Source organism: Pseudomonas frederiksbergensis (assembly GCF_001874645.1).
Lineage (GTDB): Bacteria > Pseudomonadota > Gammaproteobacteria > Pseudomonadales > Pseudomonadaceae > Aquipseudomonas > Aquipseudomonas frederiksbergensis_B.
Genome location: NZ_CP017886.1, coordinates 1631253 through 1646296, shown reverse-complemented (window position 1 = coordinate 1646296; position 15044 = coordinate 1631253). Strand labels below are relative to the sequence as shown.

General features: G+C 56.4%; 14 protein-coding genes. 7 read left to right on the top strand and 7 right to left on the bottom strand.

The genetic code is table 11. The annotated features are described in order from the left end of the window. Positions 1-48: 48 nt before the first annotated feature. Both mutS and BLL42_RS30995 read right to left on the bottom strand, forming a co-directional pair. Positions 49-2616, bottom strand: a complete 2568-nt coding sequence (gene mutS, locus BLL42_RS08250) for a DNA mismatch repair protein MutS (RefSeq protein WP_167368557.1) — start codon at positions 2614-2616, stop codon at positions 49-51. A 1127-nt stretch (positions 2617-3743) separates the two neighbouring features. Then, positions 3744-3938, bottom strand: a complete 195-nt coding sequence (locus tag BLL42_RS30995) for a hypothetical protein (RefSeq protein WP_408004020.1) — start codon at positions 3936-3938, stop codon at positions 3744-3746. Positions 3939-4331: 393 nt separating this feature from the next. Between BLL42_RS30995 and BLL42_RS08240 the strand changes: the two genes are divergently transcribed. Together BLL42_RS08240 and BLL42_RS08235 are read left to right on the top strand one after the other, a co-directional pair. Continuing rightward, positions 4332-4910, top strand: coding sequence for a PglD-related sugar-binding protein (locus tag BLL42_RS08240; protein ID WP_071551612.1), 579 nt, complete (start codon positions 4332-4334; stop codon positions 4908-4910). A 138-nt stretch (positions 4911-5048) separates the two neighbouring features. Beyond that, complete coding sequence (locus tag BLL42_RS08235) at positions 5049-6695, top strand: hypothetical protein (RefSeq protein ID WP_071551611.1); 1647 nt, start codon at positions 5049-5051, stop codon at positions 6693-6695. 55 nt (positions 6696-6750) lie between these two features. On the opposite strand, the gene rffA is transcribed toward BLL42_RS08235, so the two are convergent. The 5 genes from rffA to BLL42_RS08210 form a co-directional block, all read right to left on the bottom strand. After that, positions 6751-7890 carry a dTDP-4-amino-4,6-dideoxygalactose transaminase gene (rffA, locus tag BLL42_RS08230; RefSeq protein ID WP_071551610.1) on the bottom strand — a complete coding sequence of 380 codons (1140 nt, stop codon included), beginning with the start codon at positions 7888-7890 and terminating at the stop codon, positions 6751-6753. A 13-nt stretch (positions 7891-7903) separates the two neighbouring features. Further along, on the bottom strand, positions 7904-8656 hold the full coding sequence (locus BLL42_RS08225; RefSeq protein WP_071551609.1) for a class I SAM-dependent methyltransferase: 753 nt from the start codon (positions 8654-8656) through the stop codon (positions 7904-7906). After that, complete coding sequence (locus BLL42_RS08220) at positions 8653-9063, bottom strand: GtrA family protein (RefSeq protein WP_071551608.1); 411 nt, start codon at positions 9061-9063, stop codon at positions 8653-8655. The genes BLL42_RS08225 and BLL42_RS08220 overlap by 4 nt, the downstream gene beginning before the upstream one ends. A gap of 78 nt (positions 9064-9141) precedes the next feature. Further along, positions 9142-10065, bottom strand: coding sequence for a glycosyltransferase family 2 protein (locus tag BLL42_RS08215; protein ID WP_071551607.1), 924 nt, complete (start codon positions 10063-10065; stop codon positions 9142-9144). Further along, positions 10062-10748 (bottom strand): WbqC family protein, encoded by a 687-nt coding sequence (locus BLL42_RS08210; RefSeq protein ID WP_071551606.1) that lies wholly within the window; start codon positions 10746-10748, stop codon positions 10062-10064. The genes BLL42_RS08215 and BLL42_RS08210 overlap by 4 nt, the downstream gene beginning before the upstream one ends. 256 nt (positions 10749-11004) lie before the next feature. Between BLL42_RS08210 and BLL42_RS08205 the strand changes: the two genes are divergently transcribed. From BLL42_RS08205 to BLL42_RS08185, 5 genes are all read left to right on the top strand, one after another. Further along, entirely contained in the window at positions 11005-11739 is a 735-nt protein-coding gene (locus BLL42_RS08205; protein WP_071555718.1) for an XRE family transcriptional regulator, read from the top strand. Positions 11740-12245: 506 nt separating this feature from the next. Then, on the top strand, positions 12246-12593 hold the full coding sequence (locus BLL42_RS08200) for a phage holin family protein (protein WP_071551605.1): 348 nt from the start codon (positions 12246-12248) through the stop codon (positions 12591-12593). 162 nt (positions 12594-12755) lie between these two features. Then, the gene (locus BLL42_RS08195) at positions 12756-13340 is read left to right on the top strand and encodes a phage tail terminator protein (protein ID WP_071551604.1); all 585 of its coding nucleotides are present in this window, start codon (positions 12756-12758) and stop codon (positions 13338-13340) included. Then, on the top strand, positions 13337-13519 hold the full coding sequence (locus BLL42_RS08190; protein ID WP_071551603.1) for a DUF2635 domain-containing protein: 183 nt from the start codon (positions 13337-13339) through the stop codon (positions 13517-13519). The genes BLL42_RS08195 and BLL42_RS08190 overlap by 4 nt, the downstream gene beginning before the upstream one ends. Further along, positions 13519-15015, top strand: a complete 1497-nt coding sequence (locus BLL42_RS08185; RefSeq protein ID WP_071551602.1) for a phage tail sheath subtilisin-like domain-containing protein — start codon at positions 13519-13521, stop codon at positions 15013-15015. Before BLL42_RS08190 ends, BLL42_RS08185 begins: the two co-directional genes overlap by 1 nt. The last annotated feature ends 29 nt before the right edge of the window (positions 15016-15044 follow it).

Genomic DNA, 15044 nt, shown 5'->3' with positions numbered 1-15044 from the left:
GCAGCATCCCAAACCGCGCGAGATTCTAACAGCTTGCAGGCATCTGCGTTAGATCCGTGTCTTCAGTGTATAGAGCATTTCGAGTGCGCGACGCGGCGTCAGGTCATCCAGATCGAGTTTTGCCAGTTCATCCAGCACCGGATGCGGCAAGCTGGCGAACATATCGCTCTGTTGCGGTGCGGCCAGTTTGCCTTTGGTTGGTTTCGCAGTTTCGTGAGGCAGCGCCGTGGCTTCCAGGCGACCCAGATGCTCGCGAGCCCGCACGATTACCTCGGTGGGTACGCCGGCCAGTTGCGCAACCGCCAATCCGTAGCTCTGGCTGGCAGGGCCAGGCAGTACGTGGTGGAGGAATACGATGCGCTCGTTGTGTTCGGTGGCGTTGAGGTGGACGTTGGCCACCAGCGGCTGGCTTTCCGGCAGTACTGTCAGCTCGAAGTAGTGGGTGGCGAACAGTGTGTAGGCGCGCAGCTGAGCCAAACGCTCGGCTGCTGCCCAGGCCAGCGACAGGCCGTCGAAGGTGCTGGTGCCGCGGCCGACTTCGTCCATCAGCACCAGGCTGCGTTCGGTGGCGTTGTGCAAGATGTTCGCGGTTTCGCTCATCTCGACCATGAAGGTCGAACGGCCACCGGCCAGGTCATCGCTGGAGCCGATCCGGGTGAAGATCCGGTCCACCAGCGATAATTCGCAACTGGCGGCCGGCACGAAGCTGCCGATATGCGCCAGCAGCACAATCAGTGCCGTTTGCCGCATGTAAGTGGATTTACCGCCCATATTCGGACCGGTAATCACCAGCATCCGTGTGCTGTCGTCCAGGCCCAGGTCGTTGGCCACGAACGGCGTGGTCAATACTTGTTCGACCACCGGGTGACGACCCTGGCTGATACGCATGCAAGGCTCGCTGACGAACCGTGGGCAGTTCAGGTCAAGGTTCAGCGCGCGCTCGGCCAGGTTGCTCAAGACATCCAGCTCGGCCAGTGCCGCGGCGGTGTCCTGCAGCGGTGGCAGTTGGTCGATCAGGTCTTCGAGCAAGGCTTCGTAAAGCATCTTCTCGCGGGCCAGCGCACGGCTCTTGGCCGACAGCGCCTTGTCTTCGAAGGCTTTGAGCTCAGGCGTGATAAAGCGCTCGGCACCTTTGAGGGTCTGGCGGCGGATGTAATCGGCCGGCGCCTGTTCTGCCTGTTTGCTTGGCAGTTCGATGAAGTAACCGTGAATCCGGTTGTAGCCGACTTTCAGGTTGGCCAGGCCGGTACGAGCCTTCTCGCGGGCTTCGAGGTCGATCAGGAATTGCCCGGCGTTTTCACTCAGCGATTGCAGCTCGTCTAGCTCAGCGTCGTAACCGGTTTTCAACACGCCGCCGTCACGGATCACCGCGGGTGGGTTGTCGATGATGGCTTTTTCCAGCAGGGCGGCCAGCTCGGGATAAGTGCTGGTGGTCACGGCCAGTTGGTTCAGGTGTGGCGCCTCAAGCTCGGTCATCGCCACTTGCAGTTCTGGCAGGGCGCCGAGGGCGTCGCGCAGGCGAGCCAGGTCACGAGGACGAGCGTTACGCAGGCCAATACGCGCCAGGATCCGCTCGATGTCACCGATTTCTTTCAGCTGCGGTTGCAGTTTCTCGAAGCGGTATCCGTCGAGCAGGCAGGTGATCGAGGTCTGGCGTGCCAGCAGCACGGTCAAATCGCGCAGTGGGCGGTTCAGCCAGCGGGTCAGCAAGCGGCTGCCCATGGCGGTCTGGCAACGGTCGACTACCGATTGCAGGGTGTTCTCACGGCCACCGGCAAGGTTGGTGTCCAGCTCCAGGTTGCGACGGCTTGCGCCGTCCAGCACCACGGTATCGTCCAGGCGCTCATGACGCAGGCTGCGCAAATGCGGCAGGGCGGTGCGCTGGGTTTCCTTGGCGTAGCTCAACAGGCAGCCGGCGGCACCGATGGCCAGGGTCAGGTTCTCGCAGCCAAAACCTTTGAGGTCCTGGGTGGAAAATTGCTGGCAAAGACTTTTCAGCGCCGAATCACGTTCGAAATCCCACGGTGCACGACGACGAACGCCACGACGCTTCTCTGCCGGCAAGTCTTTTGGCCAGTCATCCGGAATCATCAGCTCGACCGGATTGACCCGCTCCAGCTCCGCCAGCAGGTTTTCCCAGCCTTTGATCTCCAGCACGCTGAAGTTGCCGCTGGTGATGTCCAGCACGGCCAGGCCGAACAGACGTTCGTCACCCAACACGGCGGCGATCAGGTTATCGCGACGTTCATCCAGCAGCGCTTCATCACTGACGGTGCCGGGGGTGATGATCCGAACCACCTGACGATCCACCGGGCCTTTGCTGGTCGCCGGGTCGCCGACCTGCTCACAGATCACCACCGATTCACCGAGCTTGACCAGTTTCGCCAGGTAACCTTCCGCAGCGTGGTAAGGAATCCCGCACATTGGAATCGCCTGCCCAGCTGATTGCCCACGGGCGGTCAGGGTGATATCCAGCAATTTGGCGGCCTTCTTCGCGTCTTCATAGAAGATCTCGTAGAAGTCGCCCATACGGTAGAACATCAGCTGGTCGGGGTGCTGGTTCTTCAGACGCCAGTACTGCTGCATCATCGGGGTGTGGGAGGACAAGTCGGAAATTGCTTTATTCATCAGTGGCTTATGGGTAAATATCAAAGTCTTTGGGGCGAAAATGAGGCATTCCGATTCGCAAATACCGAACCTATAGCCTCGCGTGATCAGCACATATCATAAGGTTAACATGCCTGCGCCCAAGGTTGCCGACAGGCTGCGGGACCATTGGCTGCGGCCCTGTTTTGTGACGTTAATACGCCATCATGACCTTGGATAGGGTTTCGTGTGAAAGATATTTTCTCTACTTGTTTTGCTACAGATGAGGAGTGGTGCAGCAAAATCTGGCAAGAGTGCTTCCTGGTTTTTTATAAGAGCTTCCTGATTGCTGTCTATAAAGCGCTCCGAGCATGCGCGCTATGACTTTGTCCGGTCGTTAGGTGTCTGGCTGTGAAATTTTTGCCGGGTTGGGTATGAGTTTCAGGCGGTTCGATAAGTCAGCGCTTCTCGATAGGCGACTTCTAATTGGGGGCTGAAAGCCTTTTTCTCTTAGGTTGAAAAATGTGCTTTATAAAAGCGGGGGCGGTAGTTAAATATATTTGTAACTTGCATACGGACATGGCAGGGCAGTGGCGCAAATTGATATAAAAGTAATGGTTGGGTATAAGTCGGTTCTTTTTTTTGGAAGGCGGGCACATAAAATATAGTTATCGAGTGAGATGAGTAAGTTTAGTAAGACCAGTCCCCGAGCTTGCTTATGTGCAACCTTTCGCAGAGGCGGTGCTCTTGCGAAAACAGGGTAAGTACTATAGCTGCACATGGCAACCCAATGCGCAAGGGGGGGCGACGGATCCTGAAGTGGCAATTACGATTGTAGATGTTGCGAGGATAAATATTGCTGCAGTTAGAGGTGCCGATTGGTGGTGGCCGCGCTTATAAATCTCGGTAATAAAAATTCCAAGCAGGAAATTGTAAATTGTTGGTGTTCCGTAGAGGGTGAATGCGCCTCCGAGTTTTGGTGTGGATGTTTGCATGAGTACTATTCCAATAAAAGGTCCTGTCGCTAAAAAATATTTAGGCATGAAAAGAGATAAAGCCCAAACAACATAAAAAGCCGCTTCGAAATTTAAAGTCCGCCCTGCAGATACTACTGGGAGTGATCTAGGTTCTGGGAGCTGGCAAAAATAATATGTTTTTTAGAAAAAATACAAGTTGCTGCCAAGGGCCGGCATTGTGTTGGCAGCACTAACTATTGTTAGTGCTGTGATAAGGGTGTATAGCCAGTACGCTGGGACTATTCGAGCTATTCGGTGTGTTGCAAACTCTTTTGGAGAGATTGTTTTTTTAGAGGCTGATGCGTCAATCACAAAGCCGCTGATGGTAAAGAAAATATCTACGCCTATTGACTAGTGGCTGTGGGGTGGTGGTGTAGTCATGTTGCTGTCTTTGTTTTCGGAAAGTTGTACGTAGTGATGCAGTACTACGATCCATGCGGCAAAAGCCCTAAGGAACTCTATGGAATTTAGCATTTATTTGTGTCTTGAAACTTCCAGGTATATCAGTGGTGATAAGGGCGTGTAGTCTTTTATAGGTTCCATGGGCATGAAGCTGCGTAGTATGAAACCTGGCTTCAATGACTCTCATCTCCTGCCGGCTATCGAGTGGGTGTTTTTTTCCTGGTGCTGATTTGATTTTTACTTCAGGGAGTCTGATACCTTAGAGCGTATGCATGAGGAGCTAGGCTTCCTGGCATGTAATCGACTTTGAGGAAGTGGCCGCGATCAATGAAGAAGAAAATTCTCGTTTATGGTTCTACAGAGTTTGGCGTCGTTGTGCGCGAGCTGGTACGGCACAGCGGGGCGTATTTCGCCGGTTTCGTCGATGACTGGCATACCGGAGAGGGTATTGTCGGAACGCTGGAAGACGTCATCCATAAATGCCCGCCTGATGAGTATGATTTTGCCATTGCCATCGGGTACAAACACCTTGAGGCACGTCAGCGCAAGTTCGACGAGCTGCTTGCTCACGGCTACAGTCTGCCGTCTTTCATTCACCCGCAGGCCTATGTGAGCGACAGCACCACGGTTGGCGCTGGCGCCATGGTCATGGCTCGTGCTGTTCTCGACATCAGGGCGCATGTCGGGGATCTGGTTGTCGTATGGCCCGGGGCTGTGATCAACCACGACTGCGTGGTAGATGGAAACACGTTCATTTCCCCGAACGCCACCCTCTGTGGGTATTCCCGAGTAGGAATCGATACCTTCATTGGTGCTGGTGCGGTGGTGGTCGACCATACGGCTGTGCCAAGTGGTTCCTTCATAAAGGCAGGATCGGTCTATGTTCAGAAGCGGGCGAGCCACTAAATATCTAGAGAGCATCAAGGCAACTAGCGGGCGATTTGAGTGCAGCCCGAAGAGGTTTGTTGTAACTACGCGCTTCACTCACTGGCCGGCTAATGATAGCGTGCGCACCTCCTTCGTCTATCGGCTTGGCGTTTAACCATGCGTAACGCTGTATGTAAAAAAATTCTCCAGCTGATGCCGATGGTGCTGATCTGTGCGCTGCTCAGCGGAGTGTTTTTGCCGGTTTACTCTGATGAGATTATGACCAAGTTCAACAACGCGCGCTTTTTCCTGGAAAGCGGGCAGATGCTCTCGTTTTTTCCACAATGCACCACTACTGTCGGCCATGGGGTAGCTTGGGTCTTTTATCCGGCGGCAATACTGATTTCTTCAGTTTATGCTTACCTGGAGCCTTTGGGCCTACGTGTGAGTGGCGTTGTACTCGCGTTGGCTTGGTTCGGGCTGTTGGCTTACTGGTGTCATAGACAGGCCGCTGGGGAAGGAGCCAAGCGCTTTACCTTTCTGGTTGCTTTCGCGTCACTGGGGGTAATGCCCTATCTCTGGGTGCTGTCGCGCCCGGAGCAGTTTATGTTGTTGCCGGTTCTGATCTTTTGCATGTTGGCAGTGCTCACCCCTGCGCAGGGCAGCGGAGGAAGGCAATTGGCCGTAATGGGCGGGTTGGGGCTGCTGCTGTCGGTGTTTTTCTATGCTCATCCCAAGAGCCTGTTTTTCACGCCATTTCTTCTTGCTACCGTGTGGATTGCCACCCGAGGCTTCAATCTGCTGATTCGCGCGGGCCTGGTTCTCTATGTACTTGCGTTGAGTGTGCAAGTGTTGCGCGATGCCAGTTTGTTGGGGGGATGCCAGGATGCACCAGCCATCCAGGCGTTGCTGGCTGCCAACAGCCTGATGCCCGGTATGCTATTGAGCGACCCTGTTGCGTTCTTTGGAGCTGTTTGGCAAAACATCAGCCTGTTTCCCCAGCGCATGCTCGTTCACTTGACCTTCAGTCCGACCTTTCAATCGGGTTGGCTTCCGCCCTTGACGGAAAAACCTGACCTGTTGCTCTGGTTGAATCCACTCATTTACAACACCCTTCTGGTGTTAGTGGTGGGCAGCCACTTGCTGGCGTTGGGGATGGCAGTGATCTCCCTGGCACGTCGGCGGATGTCGGCTGCACTTCTCCTGGCGTCACTGCTGGCCGCGGGCGATCTGATCAATGTCGCGCTGTATAACCTCCAGAACTTTTATGCCGGCATTCAGTATGTCCCACTGTCTATTGTTATCGTCGCCTTGCTGTTCCAATGCCTGCCGGTTGTCCGGCCATGGTTTGCGGTCAGGGTAGCTGGGCACCTGACATTGGCGTTTGTGGCCGGTCTGTCGCTAATATCGTTGTTCACGCTGTTCTACCTGGTAACACCGAACCTGCTGCGCAATGCCGAATACGCAAACGCCAGTATTCCTGGTCAGCCGCTGTCCGTACCGGTACTGGGCGCCAAGGCACACCTGGATTCGATCCGGGAACTAGGCGAGTCCTGTCATATTCCGGCGGATCACGCTGAGCACGTGGTGGTCGATCACATGACCTACTTCGCCTATCTGAAAGATCGTAGCCCTGTACACGTCCTGTATGTTTCGGAGTTTGGCTACGGCGGGGATCTGCTCAATGGCAAGTTGCTGCCATTTCTCAAGGAAAGGAATAGCCCGGGCCTGATCACGCGCTGTGAGTGGGTGCCCAATGAGTTTCGCGATGTCCAGCGGCAGAATGACCGTGGTTATTGCTGCGTCGATTTTGGTGTCAGGTAGGAGGGGCGCCCGCTCCTACAGCGCAGGCGCGTAGTGAGCGGGACTACTGAGGAACTCAGCCAATAGCTGCAACGAGTACGGCAATGACGCGATCCTGCTGTTCAGGCGTCAATCCTACCCACAGGGGCAAGCGGATCAGTCGTTCCGATTGCTGGTCGGTCACGGCCATTGAGCCATGGACCCTGCCATAGCGTTTGCCGGCTGGCGACGAATGCAGGGGAACGTAGTGGAACACTGAGTGAATGCCCGCGCTTTTTAGCGCATTGAGCACCGCCTGGCGGTCAATCTGCGAGTCCAGCAGTACGTAGTACATGTGGGCGTTGTGGGTGCAGTCGGCGGGTATGATCGGGCGTCTGAGCAGACCCTTCTGCTCCAGGGGCGCCAAGGCATCATGGTAGTGCTGCCAGCAGGCCAGCCGCTGCTCGGTGATGCCTGTAGCTTCCTCCAGTTGTGCCCAGAGAAATGCTGCGATCAATTCGCCAGGCAGAAATGACGATCCGACTTCTTGCCAGGTGTACTTGTCCACTTCACCACGGAAGAAGCTGCTGCGGTCTGTGCCTTTTTCGCGAATGATCTCAGCGCGTCGAACCAAGGCCGGATCGTTGACCAGCAGCGCGCCGCCTTCGCCGGATATGACGTTCTTGGTTTCATGGAAGCTCAATGCGCCAAGGCTGCCAAGGCTTCCCAGTGGACGTCCTTTGTAACTGGCCATGATGCCTTGTGCGGCATCTTCGACAACGTGCAAGTCGTGTCGTTGTGCGATCGCCAGAATGCTGTCCATCTCGCAGGCTACGCCCGCATAGTGCACGGGAACAATAGCCCGGGTGCGCGGGGTGATGGCTGCCTCGATCAAGCGCTCGTCGAGGTTAAGCGTGTCTTCGCGAATATCCACAAACACTGGTACACCACCACGCAGCACGAACGCGTTGGCGGTGGAGACGAAGGTGTAGGACGGCATGATGATCTCATCGCCGGGCTGGATATCCAGCAGCAGGGCAGCCATTTCCAGCGCTGCGGTGCAAGAGTGAGTCAGCAGTGCCTTGTTGCAACCGCTGGTGTTTTCCAGCCACTGGTGACAGCGCTTGGTGAACGGCCCGTCGCCTGCCAGCATGTTGCCGAACTTGGCTTCGGCGATATAGTACAGTTCCTTGCCGGTCATGTGAGGGCGGTTAAATTGAATTTTTTCGCTAGTCATCGCAGTATTCCGATCAGGGTTTAGTGGCGATCATCAACAGTGAGCCGCCGATGGGAAAACGTACGCCCGTCTTGATCAGCAGCAGTTCGATTTGCATCACCGTTTCCAGGGAACGGTTAAGCCAGCGAGGGATGTTCAGTTCGTTCATGGGGTCATGCTGCTTGCTCGCGCGTTTTCTGGAGAGCCACATCAAGGGGATCAGTAGACTGACGAAAGAGCTGACATAGCTCACTTGTAGGCCGGCTCGCTGAACCTTTTCCACCAGTTCGGCTCGGCTGTATCGACGCACATGGCAGGCATATTCGTCGACCTGCGACCAAAGCCAGCGATGTTGCGGTACCGTCAGCACCAGGGAGCCTCCAGGACGGATGGCCCGGGCAAGGTTGCGCAATACTGTCTCGTCCTGCTCTATATGTTCGATGACGTCGAATGCACTGACTACGTCATATCGATCGACTTCATCCAACTGGGTCGCGTCCAGCTGTCTGAGCTGCGCGGTTGGAATGCGCTTGCGGGCGTACTCAAGTCCTTCCTCGAAGTATTCCGAACCGTGTAGCTCAATCTGCGGCCAGACACGACTGATTCCTTCGAGTACATAACCGGTGCCACAGCCAATCTCTAGCAGGCTGTTAAAGGGCCTTACTTTTTTTGTCAGGGCCCAGAGCACTAGCTTATTGCGCACTTTGAACCACCAATGACCCGACTCCGCCTGAGCAAGTTGACCATAGGACGAGGACGGAAAAGGCGAACGATCGGACGAGGTCATTGGGTTGCCTTGAATACGAAGAGTTTGAGGGTCACGAACAGATAGCCGGCGACCACTAAGATGGCCGCCGCTTGTACCCACTGGTGCGCATAACCGAAGTGATCGACAAACACGGCGAGTAGACAGAAGTTGATGCCATAACCAATAGTGTGGGCCAGGATGTAGCGTATGCCTGAACCTAGGATCCCACCTTGGTAGGAGAAGGTCAGACGGCGGTTTCCGAAGAAACCGATCAGCGCGCCAGCCACATAAAGTGCAGTCATGGTCAGCTTCGGAGTGCTCCCCAGTTCAGTCAGCAACAGATAAAGGGCATAGCCACAGGCATTGCTGAGTAAGCCGACCAAGGCATACTTGAGCAGTTGCGCAGTGGGTATCCGGTTTTTCAGTCGAGCGGTCAGGCTGTTCATTCAGTTGCCACGTCCAGCGCTAGGGTGAGAGCCAATATACTTACACCGCCAAGGCAGAGGAAAACCAGCCGCTTGTCGTCATGAGCGACCATAAATATTCCTGACGATGGTGTAGGGGCGGCGCTTGCTTTCGGAGAATATTTTGGACAGGTAGATGCCGATGACGCCCATGCATGAGAGGACCAGACCGCCAAGCAACCATATCGAGACCATCACTGAGGTCCAGCCCGCCATGGTATAGGAGAAGAACAGCGAGTTGATCGTCAGATAGACGGTATAGCAGCAGGCAAATGAGAAGATAATCAGGCCGAGGTAGAAAATGGCGACCAGCGGCAGGACGCTGAAAGAGGTGACGGAGTTTACCACCAGCGACAACTTGCGCCTCAAGGTGTAGGTCGACTGGCTACTGCTGAGTTTTTGTATGGTGACAGCCTTTTGTACGAAGCCGGTGATTTGAAACAGCCCTGCCATGAACACCTCTCGTTCTTCATGGCACAACAGCGCATCGACATAACGCCGACTCATCAAGCGAGCGGTGACCACGTTGGCGGGGATCGACAGACCCGACAGCCGGTTGATCAACGTCCAGAAGAGACCTCCGCTCAAGCGTTCGAACCAGCTGCCTTTGCGCTGCTCCTGCACCCCAAAGACCACGTCACAGTCCTCGCCGCGCATTTGCTCGGAAAAGGTCAGCAGGCACTCTGGAGGCTCCTCCAGGTCGCTGTCAATCAAGAACACCTCGTCGCCCTTGGCGTGGGCGAGCCCTGTCATCATCGCCTTGTGATGGCCGAAGTTTCTTGAAAGATCGACCAACACCACATGGCGATCAGTTTCCGTCAGGCGAATGGCTCGAGCCAGGCTGTCATCGGGCGAGCCGTCGTTGACCAGGACGATTTCATAGTCATCGCCTGCAAGTGCATGCGCGACGCTGCTGCAGCGTGCATGAAACTCTTGGAGGTGGAGGGCTGACTGATACAGGGTGGCGACGATGGACAGTCTCATAAGGTGACATGCTTCATGTAAGTTTTAGATCCAGTGCCGCAGTTGAAGAGCAGGTCAAGAATGCTGACCCCGTGGACGAACGGGCCCCACAGTTGCGGGTATTCGCGGTAGTCACTGTAGTCGAACCAGTGCAGACCGATGCCTTGCGCCTGGAATTGTTCGGGCTGCAAGTAATCCTTGGCGGATGGCCCGGAAATATAGTCACTGGCGCCTGCCTGCCGGCACAAGTCGACCAGACGCTCGGTCTTTCCTTCGCTCATCTGGTAATCCCAGGAGCAAGAAATCCGTGTATTGATGCCCAGGTAGACGCAGATGGCCTTTATCAGGTTGCTGTTCAATTGGGTTAGGTGGCTGTAGGACGTTTCTAAGTACAGTGGACGAAGCCAGGTAGCGATAGCATCGAAATGTGCTGCCCGTCGGTAGTTACTCTCTAGGGTCTTCCAGTGTTTGATCTGCCAGCCATCGACCAGAGGTACATCACGGATACGCCGACGAATATCCTGCCCGACTGGCACTGTAAGCCACTGTACGCCCTGTGGCGTCTTGATCTGGTTACGGTTGCGCCAGTCGTTTTTGGTGAACTGCATATCATCGTAAAGGATAAATTCATCCACCGCAGCGATGAGGTCGAAGTAACCCTTCCAAGGGATATAGTTGGACTGCAGGATGGCAATTTTCTTCACATTGAAATCCGTTCGCGAGCAAGCGCACTGCCTATTTTGGAATCAGTGCTGTTGCCTGTGTATATTCGGAGGCTTTTCCATATGCTAACAGTAACAAGCGCAGTGGGTTACCCAAGGCATCCGCAGTCGCTTGAACCCTGGTGCTCGATATGCCCGGCGCAGGCATGAAGATCCCGCGATACGTTTCTGCGATTCATGCATTTTTTATGCAAATCAGCATTTGTCATCTTCGAAAAGAACACGCACTATGCGCGTTATGCAAAAACGCAATGTTTCTACCGTCTTAAGAGCGCTGCTCGATCAGCACGGGATCTCCCCTACGGAGCTTCACCGTCGCACCGGCGTGCCTCAATCCACCCTCTCGCGAATTCTCGGCGGGAAGATTGTCGATCCTTCGGATAAACACATTTCGAAGATCGCCGAGTACTTCCGTGTGAGCACCGACCAGTTGCGTGGCCGCGCAGACGTTGCGCCGGCCTCTGTGTCTGCACGCGAAGAGTCGCATTCGGAACTCAAGGACATAAGCCTGTGGGATGACGATACCCCCGTTGATGACGACGAGGTCTCGGTTCCCTTTCTTCGCGAGGTTGAATTGGCTGCTGGATCAGGAAGATTCGTCATCGAAGAAAGCGAGCGCTCAAGCTTGCGCTTCGGCAAGCGCAGCTTGCGACATAACGGTGTGCAGTTCGACCAGGCCAAATGCGTGACAGTGCGCGGCAACAGCATGTTGCCGGTGCTGCGCGATGGCGCGACGGTCGGGGTCAACGCCGGCAAGTCCGGAATTGGCGACATCGTTGATGGTGATCTGTATGCCATCAACCATAACGGCCAACTGCGGGTGAAACAGCTCTATCGTCTACCGACCGGTATTCGTCTGCGTAGCTTCAATCGCGATGAACATCCGGATGAGGACTACAGCTTCCAGGAGATCCAGGAAGAGCAGATCGTCATCCTCGGTCACGTCTTCTGGTGGGGCATGTACGCCCGTTAACCTCACCGCTGTCAGATAAAACCCGCTACCCAGCGGGTTTTTTTCGTCTGCCGAAAACCGCCAACGCCTTTGTCTACGGGGCTTCCATGCGTTTGTGCATTTTCAATGCATAAATAAATGCATTTATGCATTGACTGTATATGCATTCATGCATATTCTTTGTCTCAAGCCGCTCAACAACGGCTCGTAACGAAGCTCTTTAGTTTCACAGCAAAGGCAGCGATGAACCGGCCTCAACGGTTCAGAGGGTTGGCAACTGACCCGGGTGTGCAGCGTAAAGCACCAGAAGCAGTTATCCGGCGGACAGGGTCGCGGTCGGAGGAACAATTTGAATGGATCCGTACCGCGCCAGTCGCGCCGAAAGATCAGATAGCTGGACCGCATTACTGAAAAGCCCGGCAGGCGACGGGCTTTTTGGAATGCCTACCTACCGTCAGGCACATCCAGAGACAACGTTTGAACAATACACAAACCCATCACCTATTTATCAACGCAGGAGGCGTGACATGACAAACGAGCAGCAAGCGTTGCTGGACATGCCTATCTGGCTTGTCATTGCGCTGGCGGTCGTCGGCGGGGTGTCCGGAGAAATGTGGCGCGCCGACAAGGAGGGCGCTCGCGGCTGGCCACTGTTGCGGCGCCTGGCGCTGCGCTCCGGGGCCTGCATGGTCTGCGGGGTCTCGACCATCATGCTGCTGTATGCCGCCGGCATATCGATCTGGACCGCCGGTGCTTTCGGTTGCCTCACCGCGATGGCCGGTGCCGACGTCGCCATCGGCTTGTATGAGCGCTGGGCGGCCAAGCGGATTGGCGTCGGTGAAGTGTCGCCGCGTGATTCCAGCCAGGACCGCTAATGGTATTGGCAGCAAAGAGGATCACCGCTGAACAAGTCCAATGGACTGGCTGACGGGGGGCGTAGACAACGACCCCGACCTGCAAGGATGCGGGTTATCGACGGCAACTGCCCTTTACTCAAACCCGCCTCCGAGCGGGTTTTTTATTGCCCGGTGAATCCCATGCACATCACCCCGATCCTCAAGCAACTCCGCGATCAATGCCCATCGCTCGCCAACCGTGTGGTTGTTGGCATCGATCCGCAAACCCCACCCACCTCCCCATCGCAACCCACTCCCGTTGCTTATGTCGCGGTGATCGCCGATCTGGCGAGCAAGAACACTGCGCAAAACGCGTTTCGGCAAACCATCCGCGACCGCTTCGAAGTGACGCTATTGCTCGACGCCACGGATGCCGCGCTGGCGCTGGATCAGTTGCAGCGGCTGCGGGCCGAGTTGTGGCGGGCGTTGGTGGGGTTCAAACCTGGCGGCGATTACGACGCCATTGAATACGACGGCGGTGAGTTGGTTTCGATCAACGCCAGCCGCGTGCTTTACCGCCTGCGCTTTTTCGCCGAGTTCCAGTTGGGCCGCAACCGCTCCAGTGAACCGGCGGAAACCTGGCATGAGCGTGAACTGGACGGTTTGCCGTCCTTTACCGGGGTGACCGTGCGGGTCGATGCGATCGACCCGGCGGACCCCAACCTGAAACGTCCGGGGCCTGACGGGCGCCTGGAACTGACTTTCTCTGGAGACGTAAAGCAATGAGCAAACGCATCACTGTGCTGCCGGCCGAAGGCCGTGCCGTGCCCGACCCGGAAGCGGGCGATCTGTTGCCTCTCGAAGGCCGTGAAGTGCTGGACAACGCCTGGTGGCGTCGACGTTTGGCCGATGGCGATATCACTACCAACGCCGTGGAAGCGGCAAAACCACAGGGAGCCCAATAATGGCGATCGGATTCAGCAACATTCCTGCGGACATTCGTGTTCCGCTGTTCTACGCCGAGATGGACAATTCGGCCGCCAATAGTGCGTCGTCGGCCATGCGCCGGTTGATCGTTGCCCAGGTCAACGACAACGTCGCCAGCGCCGAGGTCGGCAAACTGGTGCTGGTGTCCAGCGTGGCGCTGGCCAAAAGCATCGGTGGTCAAGGCTCGATGCTGGCCTCGATGTACGAGACCTGGCGCAAGACCGACCCGGTCGGCGAAATCTGGTGCCTGCCGGTGCATAACACCGTGGGCAGCATTGCCAAAGGCGTGCTGACCCTGACCGGTACCGCCACAGAAAGCGGCGTGCTCAACCTGTACGTCGGTGGCGTGCGTGTTCAAGCGGCCGTGGTCAACGCCGCAACCGCGGCTCAGGCCGCCACTGCACTGGCCTTGAAAATCAACGCCAACGCCGATTTGCCGGTCACCGCCGCTGCGGTTGAAGGCGTGATTACCCTGACCGCCAAATGGACGGGTGACAGCGCCAACGATATCAGTCTGCAGTTCAATCGCCTGGGCAAGAGTAATGGCGAAGACACGCCGGCGGGTCTGACCACTGCGATCACCCCAATGGTCGGTGGCGCTGGCGTGCCGGATCAGGTGGCAGCAGTCGCTGCACTCGGCGATGAGCCGTTTGAATTCATCTGCATGCCGTGGACTGACGCAGCGACCCTCAATACCTGGCAAGCCGTCATGGATGACAGCGTCGGTCGATGGTCGTGGGCCAAGCAATTGTTCGGTCACGTCTACACCGCCAAACGCGGCACCGTTGGCACCCTGGTGGCCGCCGGCCAAACCCGTAACGACCAGCACATGACCATTCAGGCGCTGGAGTTGGGTGTGCCGCAACCGTTTTGGGTTCAGGCTGCCGCACTGGCTGCGCGCACCTCGGTGTTCATCTCCGCCGACGCCAGCCGTCCGACCCAAAGCGGCAGCCTGCCGGGTGTCGAACCGGCCCCGGCCAGTGAGCGTTTCACCCTGACCGAGCGCCAGTCGCTGCTCAACTACGGCATCGCTACCGCGTACTACGAAGGCGGCTACGTACGCATTCAGCGTGCGATCACCACCTATCAGAAAAACGCTTATGGTCAGGTGGACAACTCCTACCTGGACAGCGAAACCATGCACCAGTCGGCGTTCATCGTACGTCGCCTGCAAAGCGTGATCACCAGCAAGTATGGTCGCCACAAACTGGCCGCCGACGGCACCCGTTTCGGCGCCGGCCAGCCGATCGTTACTCCGAGCTCCATTCGCGGTGAACTGATCGCCCAGTACGCCAAGCTCGAACTGGAAGGCCACGTGGAAAACGCCGAGCTGTTCGCCGAGCACCTGATCGTCGAGCGCGACAGCCAGGACCCGAGCCGCGTCAATGTGCTGTTCCCGCCGGATTACATCAACGGTCTGCGCGTGTTCGCGCTGCTCAACCAATTCCGTCTGCAGTACGACAACGCGGCTTGAATGCCGCGTTTCACTGTATGAGTTCAGCC